The 17,695-nt window shown below is 71.9% G+C and carries 19 protein-coding genes, 1 tRNA gene and 1 riboswitch; of the genes, 10 read left to right on the forward strand and 10 right to left on the reverse strand.

What is annotated here, in order from left to right; all coding sequences use genetic code 11:
- The first annotated feature begins 14 nt into the window (after positions 1–14).
- A complete protein-coding gene (locus ASG23_RS02545; protein WP_056019584.1) occupies positions 15–755 on the forward strand; it encodes a hypothetical protein in 741 nt (246 codons plus the stop codon).
- Positions 756–811: 56 nt separating this feature from the next.
- Here ASG23_RS02545 and serC read toward each other — a convergent pair whose 3' ends face one another.
- Positions 812–1,945 (reverse strand): phosphoserine transaminase, encoded by a 1,134-nt coding sequence (gene serC / locus ASG23_RS02550; protein WP_056019587.1) that lies wholly within the window; start codon positions 1,943–1,945, stop codon positions 812–814.
- A gap of 124 nt (positions 1,946–2,069) precedes the next feature.
- Between serC and ASG23_RS02555 the strand changes: the two genes are divergently transcribed.
- The 5 genes from ASG23_RS02555 to ASG23_RS02575 all read left to right on the forward strand — a co-directional run bounded on the left by ASG23_RS02555 (position 2,070) and on the right by ASG23_RS02575 (position 6,485).
- Positions 2,070–2,774, forward strand: a complete 705-nt coding sequence (locus tag ASG23_RS02555; RefSeq protein WP_056019590.1) for a metal-dependent transcriptional regulator — start codon at positions 2,070–2,072, stop codon at positions 2,772–2,774.
- A gap of 302 nt (positions 2,775–3,076) precedes the next feature.
- A riboswitch (cyclic di-AMP (ydaO/yuaA leader) is annotated at positions 3,077–3,242 on the forward strand.
- A gap of 2 nt (positions 3,243–3,244) precedes the next feature.
- On the forward strand, positions 3,245–4,036 hold the full coding sequence (locus ASG23_RS02560; protein WP_056019593.1) for a C40 family peptidase: 792 nt from the start codon (positions 3,245–3,247) through the stop codon (positions 4,034–4,036).
- Positions 4,037–4,328: 292 nt separating this feature from the next.
- The gene (locus ASG23_RS02565) at positions 4,329–4,790 is read left to right on the forward strand and encodes an HNH endonuclease (RefSeq protein ID WP_056020702.1); all 462 of its coding nucleotides are present in this window, start codon (positions 4,329–4,331) and stop codon (positions 4,788–4,790) included.
- Between the two features lie 136 nt (positions 4,791–4,926).
- Positions 4,927–5,865, forward strand: coding sequence for a universal stress protein (locus ASG23_RS02570; RefSeq protein WP_056019595.1), 939 nt, complete (start codon positions 4,927–4,929; stop codon positions 5,863–5,865).
- Between the two features lie 158 nt (positions 5,866–6,023).
- The gene (locus ASG23_RS02575) at positions 6,024–6,485 is read left to right on the forward strand and encodes a hypothetical protein (RefSeq protein WP_157465485.1); all 462 of its coding nucleotides are present in this window, start codon (positions 6,024–6,026) and stop codon (positions 6,483–6,485) included.
- Between the two features lie 29 nt (positions 6,486–6,514).
- Here the strand turns inward: ASG23_RS02575 and ASG23_RS02580 are convergent, their stop codons facing one another.
- On the reverse strand, positions 6,515–6,997 hold the full coding sequence (locus tag ASG23_RS02580) for an Lrp/AsnC family transcriptional regulator (RefSeq protein ID WP_056020703.1): 483 nt from the start codon (positions 6,995–6,997) through the stop codon (positions 6,515–6,517).
- Positions 6,998–7,189: 192 nt separating this feature from the next.
- On the opposite strand from ASG23_RS02580, the gene ASG23_RS02585 reads away from it, so the two are divergent.
- On the forward strand, positions 7,190–8,371 hold the full coding sequence (locus ASG23_RS02585; RefSeq protein ID WP_056019602.1) for a CAP domain-containing protein: 1,182 nt from the start codon (positions 7,190–7,192) through the stop codon (positions 8,369–8,371).
- 126 nt (positions 8,372–8,497) lie between these two features.
- On the opposite strand, the gene rocD is transcribed toward ASG23_RS02585, so the two are convergent.
- From rocD to ASG23_RS02600, 3 genes are all read right to left on the reverse strand, one after another.
- Positions 8,498–9,703 (reverse strand): ornithine--oxo-acid transaminase, encoded by a 1,206-nt coding sequence (rocD, locus tag ASG23_RS02590; protein ID WP_056019605.1) that lies wholly within the window; start codon positions 9,701–9,703, stop codon positions 8,498–8,500.
- Positions 9,700–10,545, reverse strand: coding sequence for a dimethylargininase (gene ddaH / locus ASG23_RS02595; protein ID WP_056019608.1), 846 nt, complete (start codon positions 10,543–10,545; stop codon positions 9,700–9,702). The genes rocD and ddaH overlap by 4 nt, the downstream gene beginning before the upstream one ends.
- Before the next feature lie 99 nt (positions 10,546–10,644).
- Entirely contained in the window at positions 10,645–11,133 is a 489-nt protein-coding gene (locus ASG23_RS02600; RefSeq protein WP_162242650.1) for an SRPBCC family protein, read from the reverse strand.
- A gap of 35 nt (positions 11,134–11,168) precedes the next feature.
- Here ASG23_RS02600 and ASG23_RS02605 point away from each other — a divergent pair, with 35 nt between their 5' ends.
- Entirely contained in the window at positions 11,169–12,158 is a 990-nt protein-coding gene (locus tag ASG23_RS02605; RefSeq protein ID WP_056019614.1) for an aldo/keto reductase, read from the forward strand.
- A 3-nt stretch (positions 12,159–12,161) separates the two neighbouring features.
- Here ASG23_RS02605 and ASG23_RS02610 read toward each other — a convergent pair whose 3' ends face one another.
- Together ASG23_RS02610 and ASG23_RS02615 are read right to left on the reverse strand one after the other, a co-directional pair.
- Positions 12,162–12,914 carry a hypothetical protein gene (locus ASG23_RS02610; protein ID WP_056019617.1) on the reverse strand — a complete coding sequence of 251 codons (753 nt, stop codon included), beginning with the start codon at positions 12,912–12,914 and terminating at the stop codon, positions 12,162–12,164.
- Positions 12,914–13,372: an OsmC family protein gene (locus ASG23_RS02615; protein WP_157465486.1), complete on the reverse strand. Its 459-nt coding sequence runs from the start codon at positions 13,370–13,372 to the stop codon at positions 12,914–12,916. The genes ASG23_RS02610 and ASG23_RS02615 overlap by 1 nt, the downstream gene beginning before the upstream one ends.
- A 145-nt stretch (positions 13,373–13,517) precedes the next feature.
- Between ASG23_RS02615 and ASG23_RS02620 the strand changes: the two genes are divergently transcribed.
- Positions 13,518–13,706 carry a hypothetical protein gene (locus ASG23_RS02620; protein WP_056019620.1) on the forward strand — a complete coding sequence of 63 codons (189 nt, stop codon included), beginning with the start codon at positions 13,518–13,520 and terminating at the stop codon, positions 13,704–13,706.
- Positions 13,707–13,715: 9 nt separating this feature from the next.
- Here ASG23_RS02620 and ASG23_RS02625 read toward each other — a convergent pair whose 3' ends face one another.
- Positions 13,716–15,038, reverse strand: coding sequence for an FAD-binding oxidoreductase (locus ASG23_RS02625; protein WP_056019622.1), 1,323 nt, complete (start codon positions 15,036–15,038; stop codon positions 13,716–13,718).
- 149 nt (positions 15,039–15,187) lie between these two features.
- On the opposite strand from ASG23_RS02625, the gene ASG23_RS02630 reads away from it, so the two are divergent.
- Positions 15,188–15,260, forward strand: a tRNA-Arg gene (locus tag ASG23_RS02630).
- A 332-nt stretch (positions 15,261–15,592) separates the two neighbouring features.
- Here the strand turns inward: ASG23_RS02630 and ASG23_RS02635 are convergent.
- Together ASG23_RS02635 and ASG23_RS20770 are read right to left on the reverse strand one after the other, a co-directional pair.
- Complete coding sequence (locus tag ASG23_RS02635) at positions 15,593–17,050, reverse strand: pectate lyase family protein (protein ID WP_082515693.1); 1,458 nt, start codon at positions 17,048–17,050, stop codon at positions 15,593–15,595.
- Positions 17,051–17,249: 199 nt separating this feature from the next.
- Positions 17,250–17,609 carry a tyrosine-type recombinase/integrase gene (locus ASG23_RS20770; RefSeq protein WP_327019459.1) on the reverse strand — a complete coding sequence of 120 codons (360 nt, stop codon included), beginning with the start codon at positions 17,607–17,609 and terminating at the stop codon, positions 17,250–17,252.
- Positions 17,610–17,695: the final 86 nt, after the last annotated feature.

Below are 17,695 nucleotides of genomic sequence, written 5' to 3' on the forward strand. Positions count from 1 at the left end.
ATAGGGGCGTCACCATGGTCAGGCTGGTACGGGGCGCGGTCGTCGCGTTCGTCGCTGTCCTTGTCGCGATCCTCGGCGCCGGCCCGGCGTCGGCGGCGTTGACCCCGAGCCCGGGCCCGACCGTCGCTCCCGTCGGGTGCCAGAACCCCACCGACACGTACGGTGCGCCGCAGATATGCCAGTTCTCTGTCAGCACCGTGGCACCGGTGTGCGACAACGACGTCCCGTACCTCACGTACAACGTCGCGTCCGCCGCCCCCGCTGCGACGGTGAACATCACCTGGATCAACCCCGGTGGCGACGACGTCGTCTACGCCGACCAGGGGCTCAGCGGTGAGGTGCTCTGGCCTGGTGCGGTGCCCGGCCCTGGCGGCAAGGGCGTCGACTGGCCCGGCTGGCAGCAGCTGCCCGACGGCACCTGGGTCGAGGGCGACGAGTTCGACTGGGTCCGCCCCAGCGTGCAGGTGCAGTTCCAGTCAGGCGACGCCGAGGCGACCGTCACGGTGGGCTACCCGCCGTCGACCCCCACCTGCCTCACGAGCCCGCCCGACACCGAGGTGCTGGTTAACAACCCCGTGACCCCGACGACGACCACCGTGGTGCTCGCGGACCCGGGTTCCACCTCGACGGCCGTGCTCTCGGCCACCGGTTCCGAGGTCCAGCCTTTGCTGATGGCCGGTGCAGCACTGGTCCTGATCGGTGGAGTGACCGTCGCGCTCGTCTCAATCGCTCGCCGCCGCCGCACGACGGCCTGACCAGGTCACCCAATAACGCCCGCCCCTGCGCTGACCGCGGGGGCGGGCGCTGGCTGTCAGGACAGCTGGTCCACCACGTGGTCGACGCACGCCGTGAGCGCGAGCACGTCGTCCGGCTCGACCGCGGGGTACATCGCGACCCGCAGCTGGTTGCGGCCCAGCTTGCGGTACGGCTCCACGTCGACGACCCCGTGGGCGCGCAGCACCCGCGCGACCGTGGCGGCCTCGATCTCCGGGTCGAGGTCGATGGTGCCGACGACGTCCGAGCGCAACGCAGGGTCCGCGACGAACGGCGTCGCCCAGTCCCGTGACTCTGCCCAGCCGTACAGGTGTCCCGCCGACGTCGCCGTGCGCTGCGCCGCCCACGCCAGCCCGCCGTTGCCGAGGATCCAGTCGAGCTGCTCCGCGAGCAGGACGAGGGTCGCGATGGCCGGCGTGTTCAGCGTCTGGTCGAGGCGTGAGTTGGTCACGGCGGTGGTGAACGACAGCGACTCCGGGACCCAGCGACCGCTCGACTCGACGCGTGCCGCCCGCTCGATCGCGGCGGGGGAGGCGGCCGCGAGCCAGAGGCCACCGTCGGACGCGAACGACTTCTGCGGCGCGAAGTAGTAGACGTCGGTCTGCGCGACGTCGACAGCGAGACCGCCCGCGCCCGACGTGCCGTCGACGAGCACCAGCGCGCCCTGCTCGCGTGACCCGGCAACCCGGCGCACGGGCGCGACGACGCCGGTCGACGTCTCGTTGTGGGGCCAGGCGTACGCGTCGACGTTGTCCGCCACGGTCGGCACCGCGACACCGCCAGGTGCCGCGGAGGTGACCACGGGCTCGCCGACGAACGGGGCGCGGGCGGCGGCGGCGGCGAACTTGGCACCGAACTCACCGAAGGTGCCGAAGGCCGCCCGGTCCTCGATCAGGCAGAGCGTGGCGACGTCCCAGAAGAGCGTCGAGCCGCCGTTGCCCAGCACGACCTCGTACCCGTCGGGCAGGTCGAGCAGCGTGGCCAGGCCCGCTCGCACGCGACCGACCAGGGCGCGTACCGGCGCCTGGCGGTGGGACGTCCCCAGAAGAGCGGCGGCCGGGCCGGCGAGCGCGTCGACCTGGGCCCGCCGGATCTTGGATGGGCCGGAACCGAAGCGGCCGTCCGCGGGCAGCAGGTGCGCAGGGATCGTGATCTCGTGAGCAGCGGGCACGAGGCCGAGGATAGGCGGTGCCGGGCCCTCGCCGTCGGCGCGACCAACTAACCTGTGCACAGCGCGGCCGCCCGCTTCTCGAGCGGCGCCGCGCGACGATGACGCGACGCGGGAGGCCTGGGCAGTGAGCGACCTGATCGACACGACGGAGATGTACCTCAAGACGATCTACGAGCTCACCGAGGAAGGCATCACCCCCCTGCGCGCGCGGATCGCGGAGCGGCTCGGGCACTCCGGCCCCACGGTGTCGCAGACGGTCGCCCGCATGGAACGCGACGGGCTCGTCGTCGTCACCGGTGACCGCCACCTCGAGCTGACCGCGGTGGGCGAGGGCAAGGCCGTGCGCGTCATGCGCAAGCACCGGCTGGCCGAGCGCCTGCTCACGGACGTCATCGGCCTGGAGTGGCCGTACGTGCACGAGGAGGCCTGCCGCTGGGAGCACGTCATGAGCGAGCGGGTGGAGAAGCGGCTCGCGTCGCTGCTCGACCACCCCCACTTCGACCCGTACGGCAACCCGATCCCGGGGCTGGGGGAGATCGGCGAGGAGACCACGCGGGAGACGTTCCTCGACGGCGTCACGTCTTTGGTCATCTACCGCGGTGAGGTCGGTGCCGACGGGTCCGAGCGTGCCGTCGTCGCCCGTATCGCCGAGCCCCTGCAGGTGGACGTCGAGCTGTTGACGCGGCTGGCCGAGGCGGGCGTGCTGCCCCACCAGGAGATCGCGATCGAGCGCAGCGACGGCACGGTGACGGTGTCGCGGCCGGGCTCGGAGACGCTCCTGGACCTGCCCGAGGACGTCGCTCGGCACATCTTCGTCGGGACCCGCTGAGCCCTGTTCGGATCCTCCGGGACGCCCCGCATGCTCGATGGGAGGCGTCAAGAGTGATCGACCGTGATCTTCGTCGCATTCCTCAGGGGTGCTTGGTGCGCGCGCTCCCACGCCTGTGGCCAGCGTCTTTGCAGGTCATCCCAGCGATGCCGGCGTCGGGGCAGGACGAGCGTCCAACAAGAGGCGAACTCCTCGTGACCAGAACGTGACAATCGCGGCGACCGTCCTGTACGTTCGACCTGCTTCCCCGGAACCCTCCTCCAGGAAAGCCCTCGAGCGGAACGCCTAACCCTGCCGCCGCCACGAGGTCCGCACTGACCGCCGGCAGGGGCGGGGGACCCAATTGCGGGCACCGGAAGTTCGGTGTCCTTGGGGTGAAGCCGGAGAACCGATCTCGATCGGGGACACGGCCGGGTGTTCTCCCACCCGAACCCGACAGCTGACCTCGTAGGCATCAGGAGAGGCATCGCGTGACCGTGAGCACCACTCGCGCCCGCCACCGTGCGGCGCGCCGTCCTTCGACGCCACTGACCGAGCTCGCTTCGGCTGCCTCGGACCAGATGGGAACCGTCGGACGCCGTACTGCTGTCGTCGTCGGAACCTCGGGACTCGTCGTCTCGATGCTCGGCTCGACCGCGAGCGCCGCCACCGGTGGTGACGCCGGAGCCCTGCCTGCCGTCGACACCGCTGCGCTGACCGCCTCGGCGCGCGCCGTCCTGAACACGTCGCCGGTGGTGACCGCCCCGGTCGACGCCGCCTGGACGTTCGACGCCCCGGTCGTGACGGCCGTGACGCCGCCCCCGCCCCCGCCGCCGCCGGTGGTCAAGCCCAAGCCTGCCGCCTCGCGCACCGCTGCCCGCGCAGCGACCACCACCACCACCACAGCCGCCGCGGCAGAGGCCCCCCGGGCCGCCGTCCCGTCGTCGGTCAACGGCAACGCCGTCCTCGAGATCGCGGCCCGCTACGTCGGCACCCCGTACGTCTCCGGCGGAACCACTCCGGCCGGCTTCGACTGCTCCGGCTTCACGAGCTACGTCTACGCCCAGCTCGGGATCACGCTGCCGCGCACCTCGAGCGGTCAGAAGGCTGCCGGCACCATCGTCTCGCGGGCGGACGCGCAGCCCGGTGACCTGATCTGGAGCCCCGGTCACATCTCGATCTACGCCGGTGGCAACCAGCAGATCGACTCGCCCCGCCCGGGCAAGACGGTCCAGTTCCGCGAGATCTGGCAGAGCTCTCCTGTCTTCATCCGGATCGGCTGACCCCAGCCCTCCGCCGACGAGGCCCCGACGACACCTGTCGCCGGGGCCTCGTCGCGTTCCGGCACCTGGTGCGGCCCTCCGGCGGGGGCGGCGCGTACTCTGGCCGTGCACCACGCTGTTGCTTCGCTTCGCCGGGCCGGCAGCCAGCCGGTCCGACCCCCGAGGTCGGGAGAACGCCGTGCTCATGAATGCGTCGAAGCTGTCCACCGAGGCCGTCGGTGGGGCAGTGTCCGAGGTCGGCTCACCAGGGCTGATCGCGTCCGGAGCACGCACCCTGCTGCTCAACGCCAGCATGGAGCCGCTGTGCATCGTGAGCCTGCGGCGTGCCGTGGTGCTCGTGATGACCGGCAAGGCCACCGTGCTGGAGACCGACGGCCGCGTGCTGCACTCCGAGCACGTGTCCGTGCCCCTGCCCGCCGTCCTGTGCCTGACGCGCTACGTCCACGTCCCCGTGCGTCGCCCCGTGCCGCCCACGCGCCGCACGGTGCTGCAGCGGGACGACCACCGGTGCGCGTACTGCGGCGGCGGGGCGGACACCGTGGACCACGTGAACCCGCGCTCGCGCGGGGGTCGGCACGAGTGGACCAACGTCGTCGCCGCCTGCGTCCGGTGCAACCACCGCAAGGCCGACCGGCTCCTGCACGAGATCGGCTGGGAGCTGCCGTTCGTCCCGCGACCGCCCCGGTGGTCGGTGGCGTTCGGGACCACGTCCGTCCGCTCCGAGCCGCTGTGGTCCCCGTACGTGGCGGTCTGAGCCGCTTCATCCTCTGGTCTACGTCAACGACCCGCCAACATATGGCAACATTCCGGTAGCCCGACGTCGCAAGCGGCCGTCGAAGGGGGACACTGGAACGAGCGCACGGCGGGCTCGGTTGAGCACGGAGGCTCGGATGACGCGTGACGATGTGGTCCTCGTCGGGGTGGACGGCTCGGCGGCGAGCCTGCACGCCCTCGACTGGGCGGCGGCGCAGGCCCGCACCCACGGGTGGGCGGTCCGGCTGGTCTGCAGCTACTCGCTCCCGTCGTTCACGGCAGCCTCGCTCGACGGCGGGTACGCCGCCCTGGACGACACCGCGATCCAGGAGGGCGCCAAGGCGGTGCTCGCCGAGGCGACGCAGCGGGTGTCCTCGATGGGGGTCCCCGTCAGCGCCAAGGTGCTCACGGGCGACGCCGCGGGGGTCCTCGTCGATATGTCGCACTCCGTCCGGCTCGCGGTCGTCGGGACGCGGGGTCGCGGCGGGTTCGCCGACCGGCTGCTGGGCACCGTGTCGTCGGCCCTGCCCGCGCACGCGTACTGCCCGACCGTCGTCGTCCCCCTGCGGGAGGCCGGCAGGGCGCTACCCGACGACACGCCGATCCCCCCTCCCCGTCCCGTGCAGCGCATCGTCGTGGGCGTCGACGGCTCCCCCCAGGCGGAGCGCGCGCTGCGGTACGCCATCGGGGAGGCCCGGGCGTGGGGTGCGTCGCTGACCGCGGTGGCTGGGGTGCCCGTCGGGTCGATGTCGGGCGTCCTCGCGTGGCTCCCGGCCGCGGTTGACCACGAACAGGTGCTGCGGGACGTCACCGAGGGGCTGAACGTCGTCGTCGACCGTGCCCTCGCCGACGTCCCGGACCTGGTCGTGCGGCGGATCGCGCTCGACGGCACGGGCGCGGAGCTGCTCACGGAGTTCTCGGTCGCCACCGACCTGATCGTCGTCGGCTCCCGCGGCCGCGGCGGCTTCGCCGGCCTGCTGCTGGGCTCCACCAGCCAGGCCGTCCTGCACCACTCCGACTGCCCTGTCATGGTGGTCACCAACCGGTGCGCCACCACGGAGGCCGTCGCCGGGTAGAGCGTGCACGGGGGCATGGCTCGGCAGGCGGGCCTCCGCCGCGGTCGACCGCTGACGGAGCGCGCCGTCAGGCACTCGTCAGCGAGCCGCAGGACAGGTCAGGAGCATGACGCAACCCGTTGGTCGAGGCGTCGACCGGCACGACGAAGGAGTGGCACATGGCTCTCCCGATGCGGGTCCTGTGGCCCGTGGCCAAGAAGCTGGCGGGGCAGATCTCGGTGCTCGTCGCGACCAACCCGGACGTCCAGAGGCGCCTGACCGACGCCGGCAAGAAGATCGTCGAGGTGCAGAAGGCCAGGACTCCTGAGGCCAAGATCGCCAAGGCGATGGACGCCGTGCGGGAGCAGGCGCGGGCGGTGCTGGACGCCGAGGGCTCGGAGTCCGTCGTCTCGGTCCAGGCGGCCAGCTGGAAGCAGCGCGCCGACCAGGTCGAGCGCGCTCTCCAGATCCTTCAGCACCAGCCGCGCAAGGCCCGGAAGACTCAGCTCGACCGGATCGCCGCGATGTCCGACTCGCTCCTGGCCGAGGTGTTCACGTCGCTCATCGACGACGTCGCGGCGGAATCATCCGGTGACCTGGAGCTGGGTGACACGAGTGACCAGCGCCGCGAGCTGACCTGACGCGGCCCCGGAGCCCGTGCTGTCCGCACTCAGCCCTCGGGCGCCGGGGGGACGTCCGGGCGGCGGACGAGGGCCGAGAGCACGACGGTCGAGCGCGTCCGGGCGACGAACGGTTCCGCGGCGAGTCTCTCGACCACCCGCTCCAGGTGCCGCATGTCGCGAGCGCGCACCTGCACCATGAGGTCGACGTCCCCGGTCACGGTGCTCGCGGCCACGACCTCGGGGTAGTGCTCCACCGCCGCGCGCATGGTCGCCGGGCTGGTGGAACCCTGGCAGAACAGCTCGACGAACGCCTCGGTCTGCCACCCCATCGCGGCCGGATCCAGCCGGACCGTGAAGCCGCGGATGACCCCCCGCTCGCGCAGCCGGTCGACGCGCCGTTTCACGGCCGGCGCCGAGAGCGACACGTGTTCTCCCACCTGCGCGAACGTCGCCCGGGCATCGAGCGCGAGGACGCGAAGGATCGCGGTGTCGAGGGCGTCGAGCCCGGAGTCGTCGGTCACGTCCCTCATCATCGCGGACCCCGTCGCGCCCGCCCGGGCGACTCGCGCGGATTTGGAGTGGTTCCGGGGTAGATGGCACTGTGTGCACGCAATAGGCCGAACGGGTGAATAAACAAATGCGGCATCTTGCCTCAAGGTGGACGCCGCGCGACCCGATAACGAAGGAGGCCCCAAGCACCGGGGTCTGACGAGGGAGGTTGCGTGGTCAAGGAGACGAAGAAGCGGCTCGATCTGGTCCCGAACCAGCGGCCGCCGGTCATTGAACCGGCCCCGGTGATCGCGGACGCTCCCGCCGTTGTCGACGTCCCCCAGCCTCGTGCCGCACCCTCCCCCCTGGTCGAGCCCCAGCCCGTTCCCGCCGTCCCGCGAACGATGGGGGTCCGGCGGACGGTCTGGGTCGGGCTCGCCGCAGGCGTCGTGATCGCGGTCGCGGCGGGCGGTGCCGTCTACGCCACCGAGGAGCGGGCACAGGAGGCCGAGGCCGACGCGCTCGCGGCGGGGTCACGCGTGGACGAGCACGTGCTCGCTGTGTCCCGCGACGCGGTCGCGGAGCGCAGCACGGACGCCGTCGTCGCCCAGGCGGCGTACCTGGACAGCCGCGCCGACGCGACGACCACGGCGCAGGCCGCCGTCGACCACGCGACCTCCACCCTCGCTGCCGTCCCGAACGCGGGCGACGCACCCCGAGCAGCCCTCGCAGGTGCGTCCGGTGCCGTCGGTGCCGCGCTGGCCGCTCCCGACGTCAGCCTGCGGTCGTTGCGATCGCTCGTCGCCGGCGTCGCCGCACCCGAGAAGGCCGCCGTCGACGCGCAGGGCGCGTGGCAGGTCGCCGAGAACGCCCGCATCGCCGCCGAGCAGGGCGCTGCGGCAGCCGCCGCGGAGGCCGCCCGTGCTGCGCGCTCCACCGCCACCAGGACCCCGGCCCGGTCCACGGCCCGCTCGACCGTCCCCAGGGCGTCGTCGGGCACCACCTCGTCGGGCACCACCACCGCGCCCGTCCCGTCGAGCGGCAGCGGCGTCCCGTCCGGCGGAAAGGTGTGCAGCGGCTCGGGCGGTTCCGGTGCGGGCGAGTCGAGCGTCTCCGCGATCGGTTCCGCGATCAACGCCTACCGCTCGTCGCTCGGCCTCCCGCAGCTGTCGATCTCCCGCAGCGGCAGCCTCGTGTCGCACGCGATCAACATGGCCAACTCCGGGGGCATCTGGCACTCCGGCGGCGACAACATCGTGGCCTGCGTGAGCAGCGGCTCGGCGTCCGCGATGGTCTCCGCGTGGTCGAACTCCCCCGGCCACGACGCGCAGATGCGCCGCACCGACGTGTCCAGCATGGGGGTCGGCGGTGCAAGCCTGAACGGCTGGCTCTTCGGCGCAGTGAAGTTCAGCTAGCCCCTACCGTCCGCAGATTCGGTCGCCGAGGCGCGCGATTGTGCGGACGCAACCCGGCTGCACTGCGCGACGTCCGCCGATTCGGTCGTCCGGGCGCTCGGAGTGCCGACGTTCCGGCGGGGCGGGTCAGCGGAGGGCGTCGGTGAGGCGGTCCGTGGCCAGGTCGAGGTCCTCCACCGTGATGGTCAGCGGGGGAGCGAGGCGGATGGTGCTGCCGTGGGTGTCCTTGGCCAGCACGCCGCGGGCCAGCAGGCGCTCGCAGAGCTGACGGCCGGTCACCGGCGGTCTGACGTCGAGGCCGGCCCACAGGCCCACGCGGCGCGACGAGGTGAGCAGACCCTTGTCGACGAGCGCGTCGAGACGGGCGCCCCAGTGCAGGCCGAGTGTGGTGGCGCGCGCCTGCAGCTCGCCGGTCTCCAGGAGGCCGATGACCGCGAGGCCCACCGCGCACGCGAGCGGGTTGCCGCCGAACGTGGAGCCGTGTGTGCCGGGGGTGAGGACGCCGAGGACGTCGGCGCGACCGACGACGGCGGACACGGGCAGGACCCCGCCGCCCAGGGCCTTGCCCAGGGTGACCAGGTCGGGCCGCACCCCCCAGAGCTCCGACGCGAGTGTGGTGCCGGTGCGGCCGAGGCCGGACTGGATCTCGTCGGCGATGAGCAGCACGTCACGCTCGGTGCAGAGGGCTCGCACGGCCGGTAGGTAGGACTCGGGCGGGATGACGACGCCCTGCTCGCCCTGGATGGGCTCCAGGAGGACGGCGACGGTGGTCTCGTCGACGGCGTCGGCAAGGGCCTGGGCGTCGCCGTACGGGACCACGCGGAAGCCGGGCGTGTACGGGCCGAAGCCGCGACGCGCGTCGGGGTCGGTGGAGAACGACACGATGGTCGTCGTGCGGCCGTGGAAGTTGCCGTCGGCCACGACGATCGTCGCGCGGTCCGCGGGGACGCCCTTGACGTCGTACCCCCACTTGCGGGCGGCCTTGATCGCGGTCTCGACGGCCTCGGCCCCCGTGTTCATCGGCAGCACCATGGGCGGGCCCGCGACGAGGGGGCCGACGAGGGCTGCGAGGCGGGCCGCGAACGGCTCGAGCAGCTCGTGGTCGAACGCGCGGGACGTGAGCGTCAGCTTGTCGATCTGCGCGTGCGCCGCCGCGGTCAGCACCGGGTGCCGGTGGCCGAAGTTCAGCGCCGAGTACCCGGAGAGCAGGTCCAGATAGCGTCGGCCCTCGTCGTCGGTCACCCACGAGCCGAGCCCGTCGACCAGGGTGACCGGGAGCGGGTGGTAGTTGGGCGCGAGCACCGATGCGGTGCCCACGGGGGCGAGAGTCATCGTCCGGAGCCGGATGCGGGGCGGATCTCCAGCGTGCAGCACTTGGCGCCGCCGCCGCCCTTGAGCAGCTCGCTGGTGTCCACCGGGATGGGGTTGTAGCCGCGCTCGCCGATCGCTGCGGCCAGGTCGACAGCCCCCGGGGCGACGACGACGTTCAGGCCGTCGGAGACCGCGTTGAGGCCGAGGGCGACCGCGTCGCGCTCCGTGGCCTCGACCGCGTCCGGGAAGAGCTGGCGCAGCACGGCGCGCGAGCCGGCCGAGAACGCCGGGGGGAAGTACGCGATCTGCGGGTCGGCCGGGTCGCTCGACAGCACGGCCAGCGCGGTGTCCAGGTGGTAGTAGTGCGGGCTGACCAGGTCGAGCGAGATGACCGGGCGGCCGAACAGCTCCTGGAGCTCGGCGTGCGCGGCGCGGTCGGTGCGGAAGCCGGTGCCGGCCAGGACCAGGTCGCCGACGACGAGCAGGTCGCCCTCGCCCTCGTTGGTCTCGCCGGCGGTGTGCGTGACGTAGCCGCGGTCGGCGAACCACTTCTGGTAGGCGGGCCCCTCGGGCTGGCGCTCGGCGTAGCGGAACTTCGCGGAGTAGACGACCCCGTCCAGGACGGTCGCGCCGTTCGCGGCGTAGACCATGTCCGGCAGGCCGGGGATCGGCTCGATCGTCTCGACGGTGTGGCCGAGGTCCAGGTACACGTCGCGCAGCGTGCGCCACTGGCGGACCGCCAGGTCGGCGTCGGTGTGCTTGGTCTTGTCCATCCACGGGTTGATCTCGTAGGACACCGTGTAGTGGACGGGCTCGCACATCAGGTAACGGCGATCGGTACGTCCGGGGGCGGTCGGGGTCATGAAGGCTCCTCGTGGCGTGTCGTTGCCACAAGGCTACGAGTCGGTACGGCCCGGGCCGTTCATCTCGGATTGCGTGCTGGGCCGCAATCTGTTGCGCAGTCAGCGGTTTCGGAGGCGATCTGTTGCGCGAGCATCCTGGCGAGCGCGCATCAGTGCGTATCGCACCATCGCGCCGAGGAACGGTGAGACCAGTGCGCCGGTGAGTCGCCGGGGGAGGGGGCCCGCCAGGTAGACGTCCTCGCTCCAGAACACCCGGCTCGACGACGGCCCGGCGGCGACGACGACGATGCTCGCGTGCCCCTTGAGCACGTGCCCGGTCTTGGTGAACGTGGCGACGCCCGGCTCCGCGCCGGCGGGCGGGTCGTAGCGGTCGATGGTCATCACGTCGGCGAGACCGGGGAACCCGCGCCGCGCGAACGGCCCCGACACCGCCGTCACCCTGGCGCCCACGCGCGCTGGTCCGTCGAGCGACACCCGGGTGAGCGGGATCCAGCGCTCGTGGTTGCGCAGGTCGGCCACCAGCTCCCACGCCGTCGCGGCATCGACCGGGAAGGACCGGACCACGGCGTCGATCGGGATGCTCGTCACGCGGCCCATCGTCCGCGCGGGTAGCGTCCCTGTCCATGGATAGCAGGCTGCTGGGCAGGACAGGTCGGTCGGTCGGGGTCGTGGGGCTGGGGTGCTGGCAGCTCGGTGCGGACTGGGGGTCGGTGTCCGACGAGGCGGCGCTGGAGGTCCTGGGCGCCGCGGTCGACTCCGGCGTGACGTTCCTGGACACCGCTGACGTGTACGGCGACGGCCGCTCCGAGAAGCTCATCGGCTCGTTCCTGGCCGCCCGCGGCCCGAACCACGGCATCACGGTCGCCACGAAGATGGGTCGCCGCGCGGACCCGCACGTCGCCGACGCGTACACGTTGTCCTGGTTCCGCGCCTGGACCGACCGCTCGCGCGAGAACCTCGACGTCGAGACCCTCGACCTGGTGCAGCTGCACTGCCCGCCGTCGGAGGTGTACCGCCGGGAGTCCACGTACGACGCGCTCGACGTGCTCGTCGACGAGGGCCGCATCGCCGCCTACGGGGTGTCCGTGGAGACCGTCGACGAGGCTCTCGAGGCGATCATCCGGCCGCACGTCGCCACCGTGCAGATCATCCTCAACGTGTTCCGGCGCAAGCCGCTCGAGCAGGTGCTGCCCCTGGCGGCGGCCGAGGGCGTCGGGATCATCGCGCGCGTGCCGCTGGCGTCGGGCCTGCTGTCCGGGAAGTACGACGAGCACACGCAGTTCGCAGCCGACGACCACCGGTCCTACAACCGCTCCGGGCAGTCCTTCGACGTGGGCGAGACGTTCGCCGGCGTGCCGTTCGAGGTCGGCGTCGCCGCCGCCCGCGAGGTCGCCGACCTCACCCCGGCTGGCGCCACGACGGCCCAGCTCGCACTGCGGTGGATCATCGACCAGCCCGGGGTGTCCGTCGTCATCCCCGGCGCACGCTCCGCGGTCCAGGCCGTCGCCAACGCGCAGGCGGCGTCGCTGCCATCGGTCGACGAGGAGACGCTCGACGGGCTGCGCGGCGTGTACGACGGGCGGATCCGCCAGCACGTGCACGCCCGCTGGTAGCCGCTAGGAGGCGCTCTTCCGGGACCCGATCCCCTTGAACCGGCCCGCGAGGCGCTTCTGCTCCGTGGCCGGCGGGACCACGGGTCCATCGTCCGAGCCGCCGATCTCGATGACCCGCGGGAACGTCAGCGGCGGCGGTCCGAACGCCCGGCGCGCGCCGTCGATCACGTTCTTGCCCAGGGCGCGCGCCCCCGCGACACCGATGACCAGGCCGATCCCGAACGGGATGATGCGCCCGACTGCCAGGCCGGTCTGCTTGGTGACCTGCGTGCGCACGAAGCGCCGGGTCATCGTCGTGTTCACCTTGCGGACCGTCGCCATCGGCATCCGCGTGAGCAGTGCCCGGGCGACACTGACGCTGGTCAGCTCCGCACTGTCCGTGACGATCTTGGCGCCGGTGTCACCCAGGATCGTGGTCAGCAGGAGCGCGCGACGGCGGTCCGTGTCCTCGACCTCGATGCCGTGCACGCTCGCCACCGCCAGCGCGAACGCGGCCGACGCCCCGAAGAACGTGGCGATGTCGCTGGCCGTGAGTGCCAGTGCGACCCCCGTCCCGACCGCCGGAGCCGCCGCCGTCGCACCCACCGCACCGCCGGTGCTCTGCACCACCAGCAGGTACTCCTTCTCCAGGAGGCGCACCAGCTGCTCGGGGCTCGCGTCCGGGTGCCGGCGCCGCAACGAGCTGACGTGGGCGTGGATGGTGGTGGACGGGATGGTGACGGCCCTCGCGAGGGCCGCTTCGACGACGCCGGCCATCAGCGCTCCCCGGTGACCGTCAGCTGCACCTGCGCGCCCGCGTCGAGGGTGCGGCCGACCGTGCAGTGCGAGTCGATGGCTCGGTGCACGACAGTGATCAGGCGCTCGCGGGCCTCGGCGTCCAGCGAGCTCAGGTCCACCACCAGCTCCTCGGCGATCGCGGGGTAGCGGTCCTCGTCCGGGTGGGCCATGCCCGACACCTTGATGACCACGTCGACGTCGTCGCCCAGGCGGTGCGCCAGCTTGGAGTCGGCGGACAGACCGCTGCAGCCGGCCAGCGCGATCTTCAGGAGCTCACCCGGGCTGAACACGCCGTCGACCTCGGCGCCGCCGATGCTCACCTCGGCGCCCCGCGAGTTGCGGCCGGTATAGAGGCGCTTGCCTGTGCGCTCCACCCACAGCTCGGTGCCGCCCGCGTTCTTGGTGATGTCGGGCACTGTCGTCTGCTCCGTCGTCATCCCGCGATCCTGCCACGGGGCGCGGCAGGTCTCTCGTCGGGTCGCGCCTCACCCCGGTCCATCCGCACCGTCGCTAGCGTGTTCGCCAAGGCCGGGGTCCACTCGCGCGTGGGGCTGTCGGCGGGTCTTCGCTGAGGGGGTTGGCATGACGTCGAAAAGCTCAGCCGGCGGTGCGGCCGGGGGTGGCGCGGTCTACGGCATCGGCTTCTTCGGCGCCGCGATCTACTACTTCTCCGCGGGGGACACCTTCTGGGACTTCGCCCTCGCGATCCCGAAGGCGCTCGTCTGGCCCGCGATCCTCGTGTTCGAGGCGCTCAAGAGCTTCTACGGGTGACCTCGTCGCTCACGCCGGAGGGATGTTCTGGTTGAGCCGGAAGGCGTTGTCGGGGTCCCAGGCCGACTTCAGCGCCTGGAGGCGCGCGTACGTGGCGGCTCCGTAGGCCCGGTGCACACCCGCAGCCCCCTCCGCCCCGAGCGCGTTGACGTACACCCCGACGCTCCAGGGCTCGATCGTCGCGGCGAGTCGTCGGCACGTCGCAGCGTGGCGCTCGTCGTCCGCCGGGTCCTCCCACTTGGCGCCCACGTCGTACTCGAACCGCGTGTCGCGGTGCGCGAATGCCGTCGCCCCCGGGTCGACGTCCGCGATGGCGCCGCCGTACGCGACGAGGCTCGCCGCCCCCACGTCCGCCTCCGCGTGGGCGAGGAACGCCTCGAGCGCCGCGTCGGGCAGCTCCCGGACGTAGTGGCTCTTGGCGTAGCGGCGGAAGCCGTGCCCCGCGCCGACGTCCGACTGCCGCTGCAGGTCGACATAGCTGATCGGCGCGACCCGTCGGGCCAGGGCGGCGCCGAGGCCGTCGAGCCGCGCGACCACCGGTGCGGCGTCGTCGGGCGGGCCGACCCAGACGAACCCCAGCGTGAGCGGACCCCCGGCGCGCACCTCGGCGATGAGGGTCGCGCGCCTCGGTGCGTCGTCGGCCCACGCCAGCCACGTCCGGAGCGCATCGAGGCCGCGCGCGGGGTCGAGGTCCACCTCGGCGACCAGGGCCTTCGTGCCGACGTCGTGCAGCGTGAGGTCGAAACGCGTGACGACGCCGAAGTTGCCGCCGCCGCCGCGCAGCCCCCAGAACAGGTCGGGGTGCTCGTCGGCCGTCGCACGGACGAGCTCGCCGTCGGCGGTCACCACCTCGTACCCCAGCGCGTTGTCGCAGGTGAGGCCGAGCTCCCGGCCGAGCCAGCCGACGCCGCCACCGAGGGCCAGCCCGCCGATGCCCGTGTGCGACACGATCCCCGCCGTCGTCGCCAACCCGTACGGCTGCGAGGCCGCGTCGAGCGACCCCAGCAGGGCCCCGCCCTGCACCTGCGCCGTGCTGGCTCCCGGGTCGACGTCGACGCCCCGCATCCGGGACAGGTCGATCATCAGCCCGCCGTCGGGCACCGCCCATCCCGGGGCGCTGTGCCCGCCGCCTCGCACACCGAGCGGCAGACCGAGCTCGCGCGCGACCCGGACCGCGGCACGCACGTCGTCGGTGCCGGCGCACCGGACGACGTACGCCGGCCGACGGTCGACGGTGCCGTTCCAGACAGTACGCGCGACGTCGTAGTCGGGTGAGTCGGGCACGAGGACCTCGCCCTCGAACCTGCCGGGCAGCACTCCGCCTGTGGGCATGCAACGACTCTGGCGGCTACCGTGCGGGTCTGCCAAGGGAATAGAACGGTCACGTGCCTGCCGGGTTGGGGCCGTGCGTCGGCCCGATGACCGGCCTCGGCCCGTTCGCGTCCGCGTTGGGTAGGATCTGCGCGTTCCCCGTGGATCGCGCGCCTGTAGCTCAGGGGATAGAGCACCGCTCTCCTAAAGCGGGTGTCGGCAGTTCGAATCTGCCCAGGCGCACAGTGTGTTGTGGCAGGTCAGGGCGATCTTGCGTACGACGGGTGCCGTCGGTGCGACCGCAATGTCCGGTTCGTGGTCAGCATGTGGTCAGCAGTTCTCCCGGCCCACACCCCGGAACTCGGGTCGCCACGCAGAACTGTTGAGGCGTGGCCGCGCCCCCCAACTTGCGTCTCGAGGCTCTTGCCACGGCTGAGGACTGCAGGCCCAGGCCGCGGTGACACGGAAGCCCGCGGTGACACGGAAGCCCGCCGCAGTTCGCCCGCGCGACCGGGCAGTACTGCCGGGCTGCGGGACGACCGACGAGCATCGCCCCGCAGCGCCGCGTCAGTCGATTACGGGTGCTGGACGAGCAGTTCGCCGGCTCCGGTGGCGTGCTTGCCGTGCCACTTGACGTCCGCATACGTGGTCAGCGGTGTGTAGGGGTACTCCTCTGCCGGGTCCCATCGGACGTCGTTGCTGAACCCGGCCAGGGCCCAGACGGGCGCCGTGGTCCCGTTCGCCTCGGCCTCGGCGAGGGCCGCCTGCTGGTTGTGCGAGTAGGCCGCTGCGGCGAGGGCTTCCACATCGACCGGCCGGGCGTTGAACCAGGAGCCGGAGTCCGCGAACTCGGTGCCGTTCCAGTGGGCGACGATGATCGACTCGTCGGCGCCCGGGCCGGTGTACTCGAAGGCGTTGCCCTCTGAGATGACGCTCGAGTCGTGGCCGAAACCGAGAAAGTACGCGTGCCCGCCGTTAGCGGTAGACCTGATCGGCGAGATGGGGTCGTTGACGTCGGCGACGTACAGGTTGTTCAGCACGTGCACATTGCCGAACCTCACGCGAGGCGACCGCTGCGAGGTGCCCTCGAAGAGGTTCCCCGCGATCGTGACGCGCAGACGTCCTGCGTCGGTGTCGGCGTTGCCGTCGCCGGAGCCGAGCAGCATCGTCTTGTCGTGGGCGAGGAAGCGGCTGTTAGTGATGGTGACGAAGTCCGTCCCGTCCTTCATGTCGAACAGGCCGTCGTGGCGGTTGGCGGGCTTGCCGTTGGGGCCCGTCGGCGCGGCGCTGTCGGGGTAGGCGCCGTCGGTGAAGGTGACGTGGTCGACCCAGATGTTGTGAGCGGTGACCGACGACATCGCGTCGAAGCGAGCGTTCCACGAGCCCTCCTCGCCGTCCCACGGATCCCAGGAGGAGAACCAGTCGACGGGCGCCTCGATGGTGAGGTTGCGGATCACGATGTCGCTGTCGACGTGCAGCATCACATTGGTGGCGTCCAAGCCGGCGTCGGTGCCCAGGCCGAGCACCGTGGTGTTGCTCGGGATCTTGATCTCCTGCTGCCGCTTCAAATTGTTGCTGCCGGTCGTACGCAGCCGGCGCGTCTGGCCGCAGTAGTCATGCGTCTGATCGCTCCAGCCCTGATCCGTGAAGCACGACAGGTACTGCTCAATGTCGTAGCCCGGCGCGTAGTCCTGCTCGCCCAGCAGTCGGCCGTCGGCCGCCTCATTGCCGTGAATCGTCCCCTGCACATAGACGATCTTCGGCTCGTCAGGAGCGCCCCGGTTGTCGAGTGCGGCGAGCAGCTCCGCGCGGTTGGAGACGACATAGGTGCTCTCCGGCGCCGCACCGGCGCCACCGTCAGTCCCCCCGTTGGCCGTTGCCCAGCCCACGCTCGCGGCCTCGTGGGGGCCGGCGACCGGTGTGTGGTTGCCAATGCCCGCCGCCGGGGCGGCGGTGGCCGCCGGAAGGGCAATCGTGGCGGCCAGTGCCAGAGAGGCGATCCGTGCGCGGTGGGGTGCGTGTCGTCGGTGCATGAGGTGACTCCATCGTCGGGGGACATGAACCATGGGACGCCATCGTCCCGGAGAAAGCGCTTACCGTTGTGAGTGGGGGCCACGCTACTTGCACGGGGCACCTCGATGTCAATGCCCGGCGCGTTGCGCTGCGAGTGGCCCAGCACTGTTGTGGCGGACCGACCTGTGCCGTGTCGTATGGCTGGAAAGTGCTCGTGACCTAGCCAGAACCTCGCTGTCTGTCAGGGCTTGCGTCGTGATCCGGAAACATGGGCATCCGCTCCATTGCTACCCACGGCGCCTCGGAGAACAGGTGGCCGTACAGGTCCATCGTCATCGTCGCGGTGGCGTGGCCGAGGATCATCTGGACCGCCTTCACATCGGCGCCGGCGGCGATGAGGAGCGAGGCGGCGGTGTGGCGGAGGTCGTGAATCGTCGTGCCGGCCAGGCCGACTGACTGCGTGGTCTCGGTCCAGCGGGATCGGACCCGGAAATTGGTGTTGTCCAGATCGCGCCCGTCGGGCCGGAGGGTCAGCCAGTATCGTCGGTCTTTACCGCCGGAAATACCCGTGTGAAACAGCCCCCGGGCGGTACGTCGAGCGGCGGCGGCTGAAGGGCCGGGTACGCCTGATCAGGCTCGCTCGGCCACAAGACCTCAACCGTCTC

This window comes from Cellulomonas sp. Leaf395 (assembly GCF_001424125.1).
Classification (GTDB): Bacteria; Actinomycetota; Actinomycetes; order Actinomycetales; family Cellulomonadaceae; genus Cellulomonas.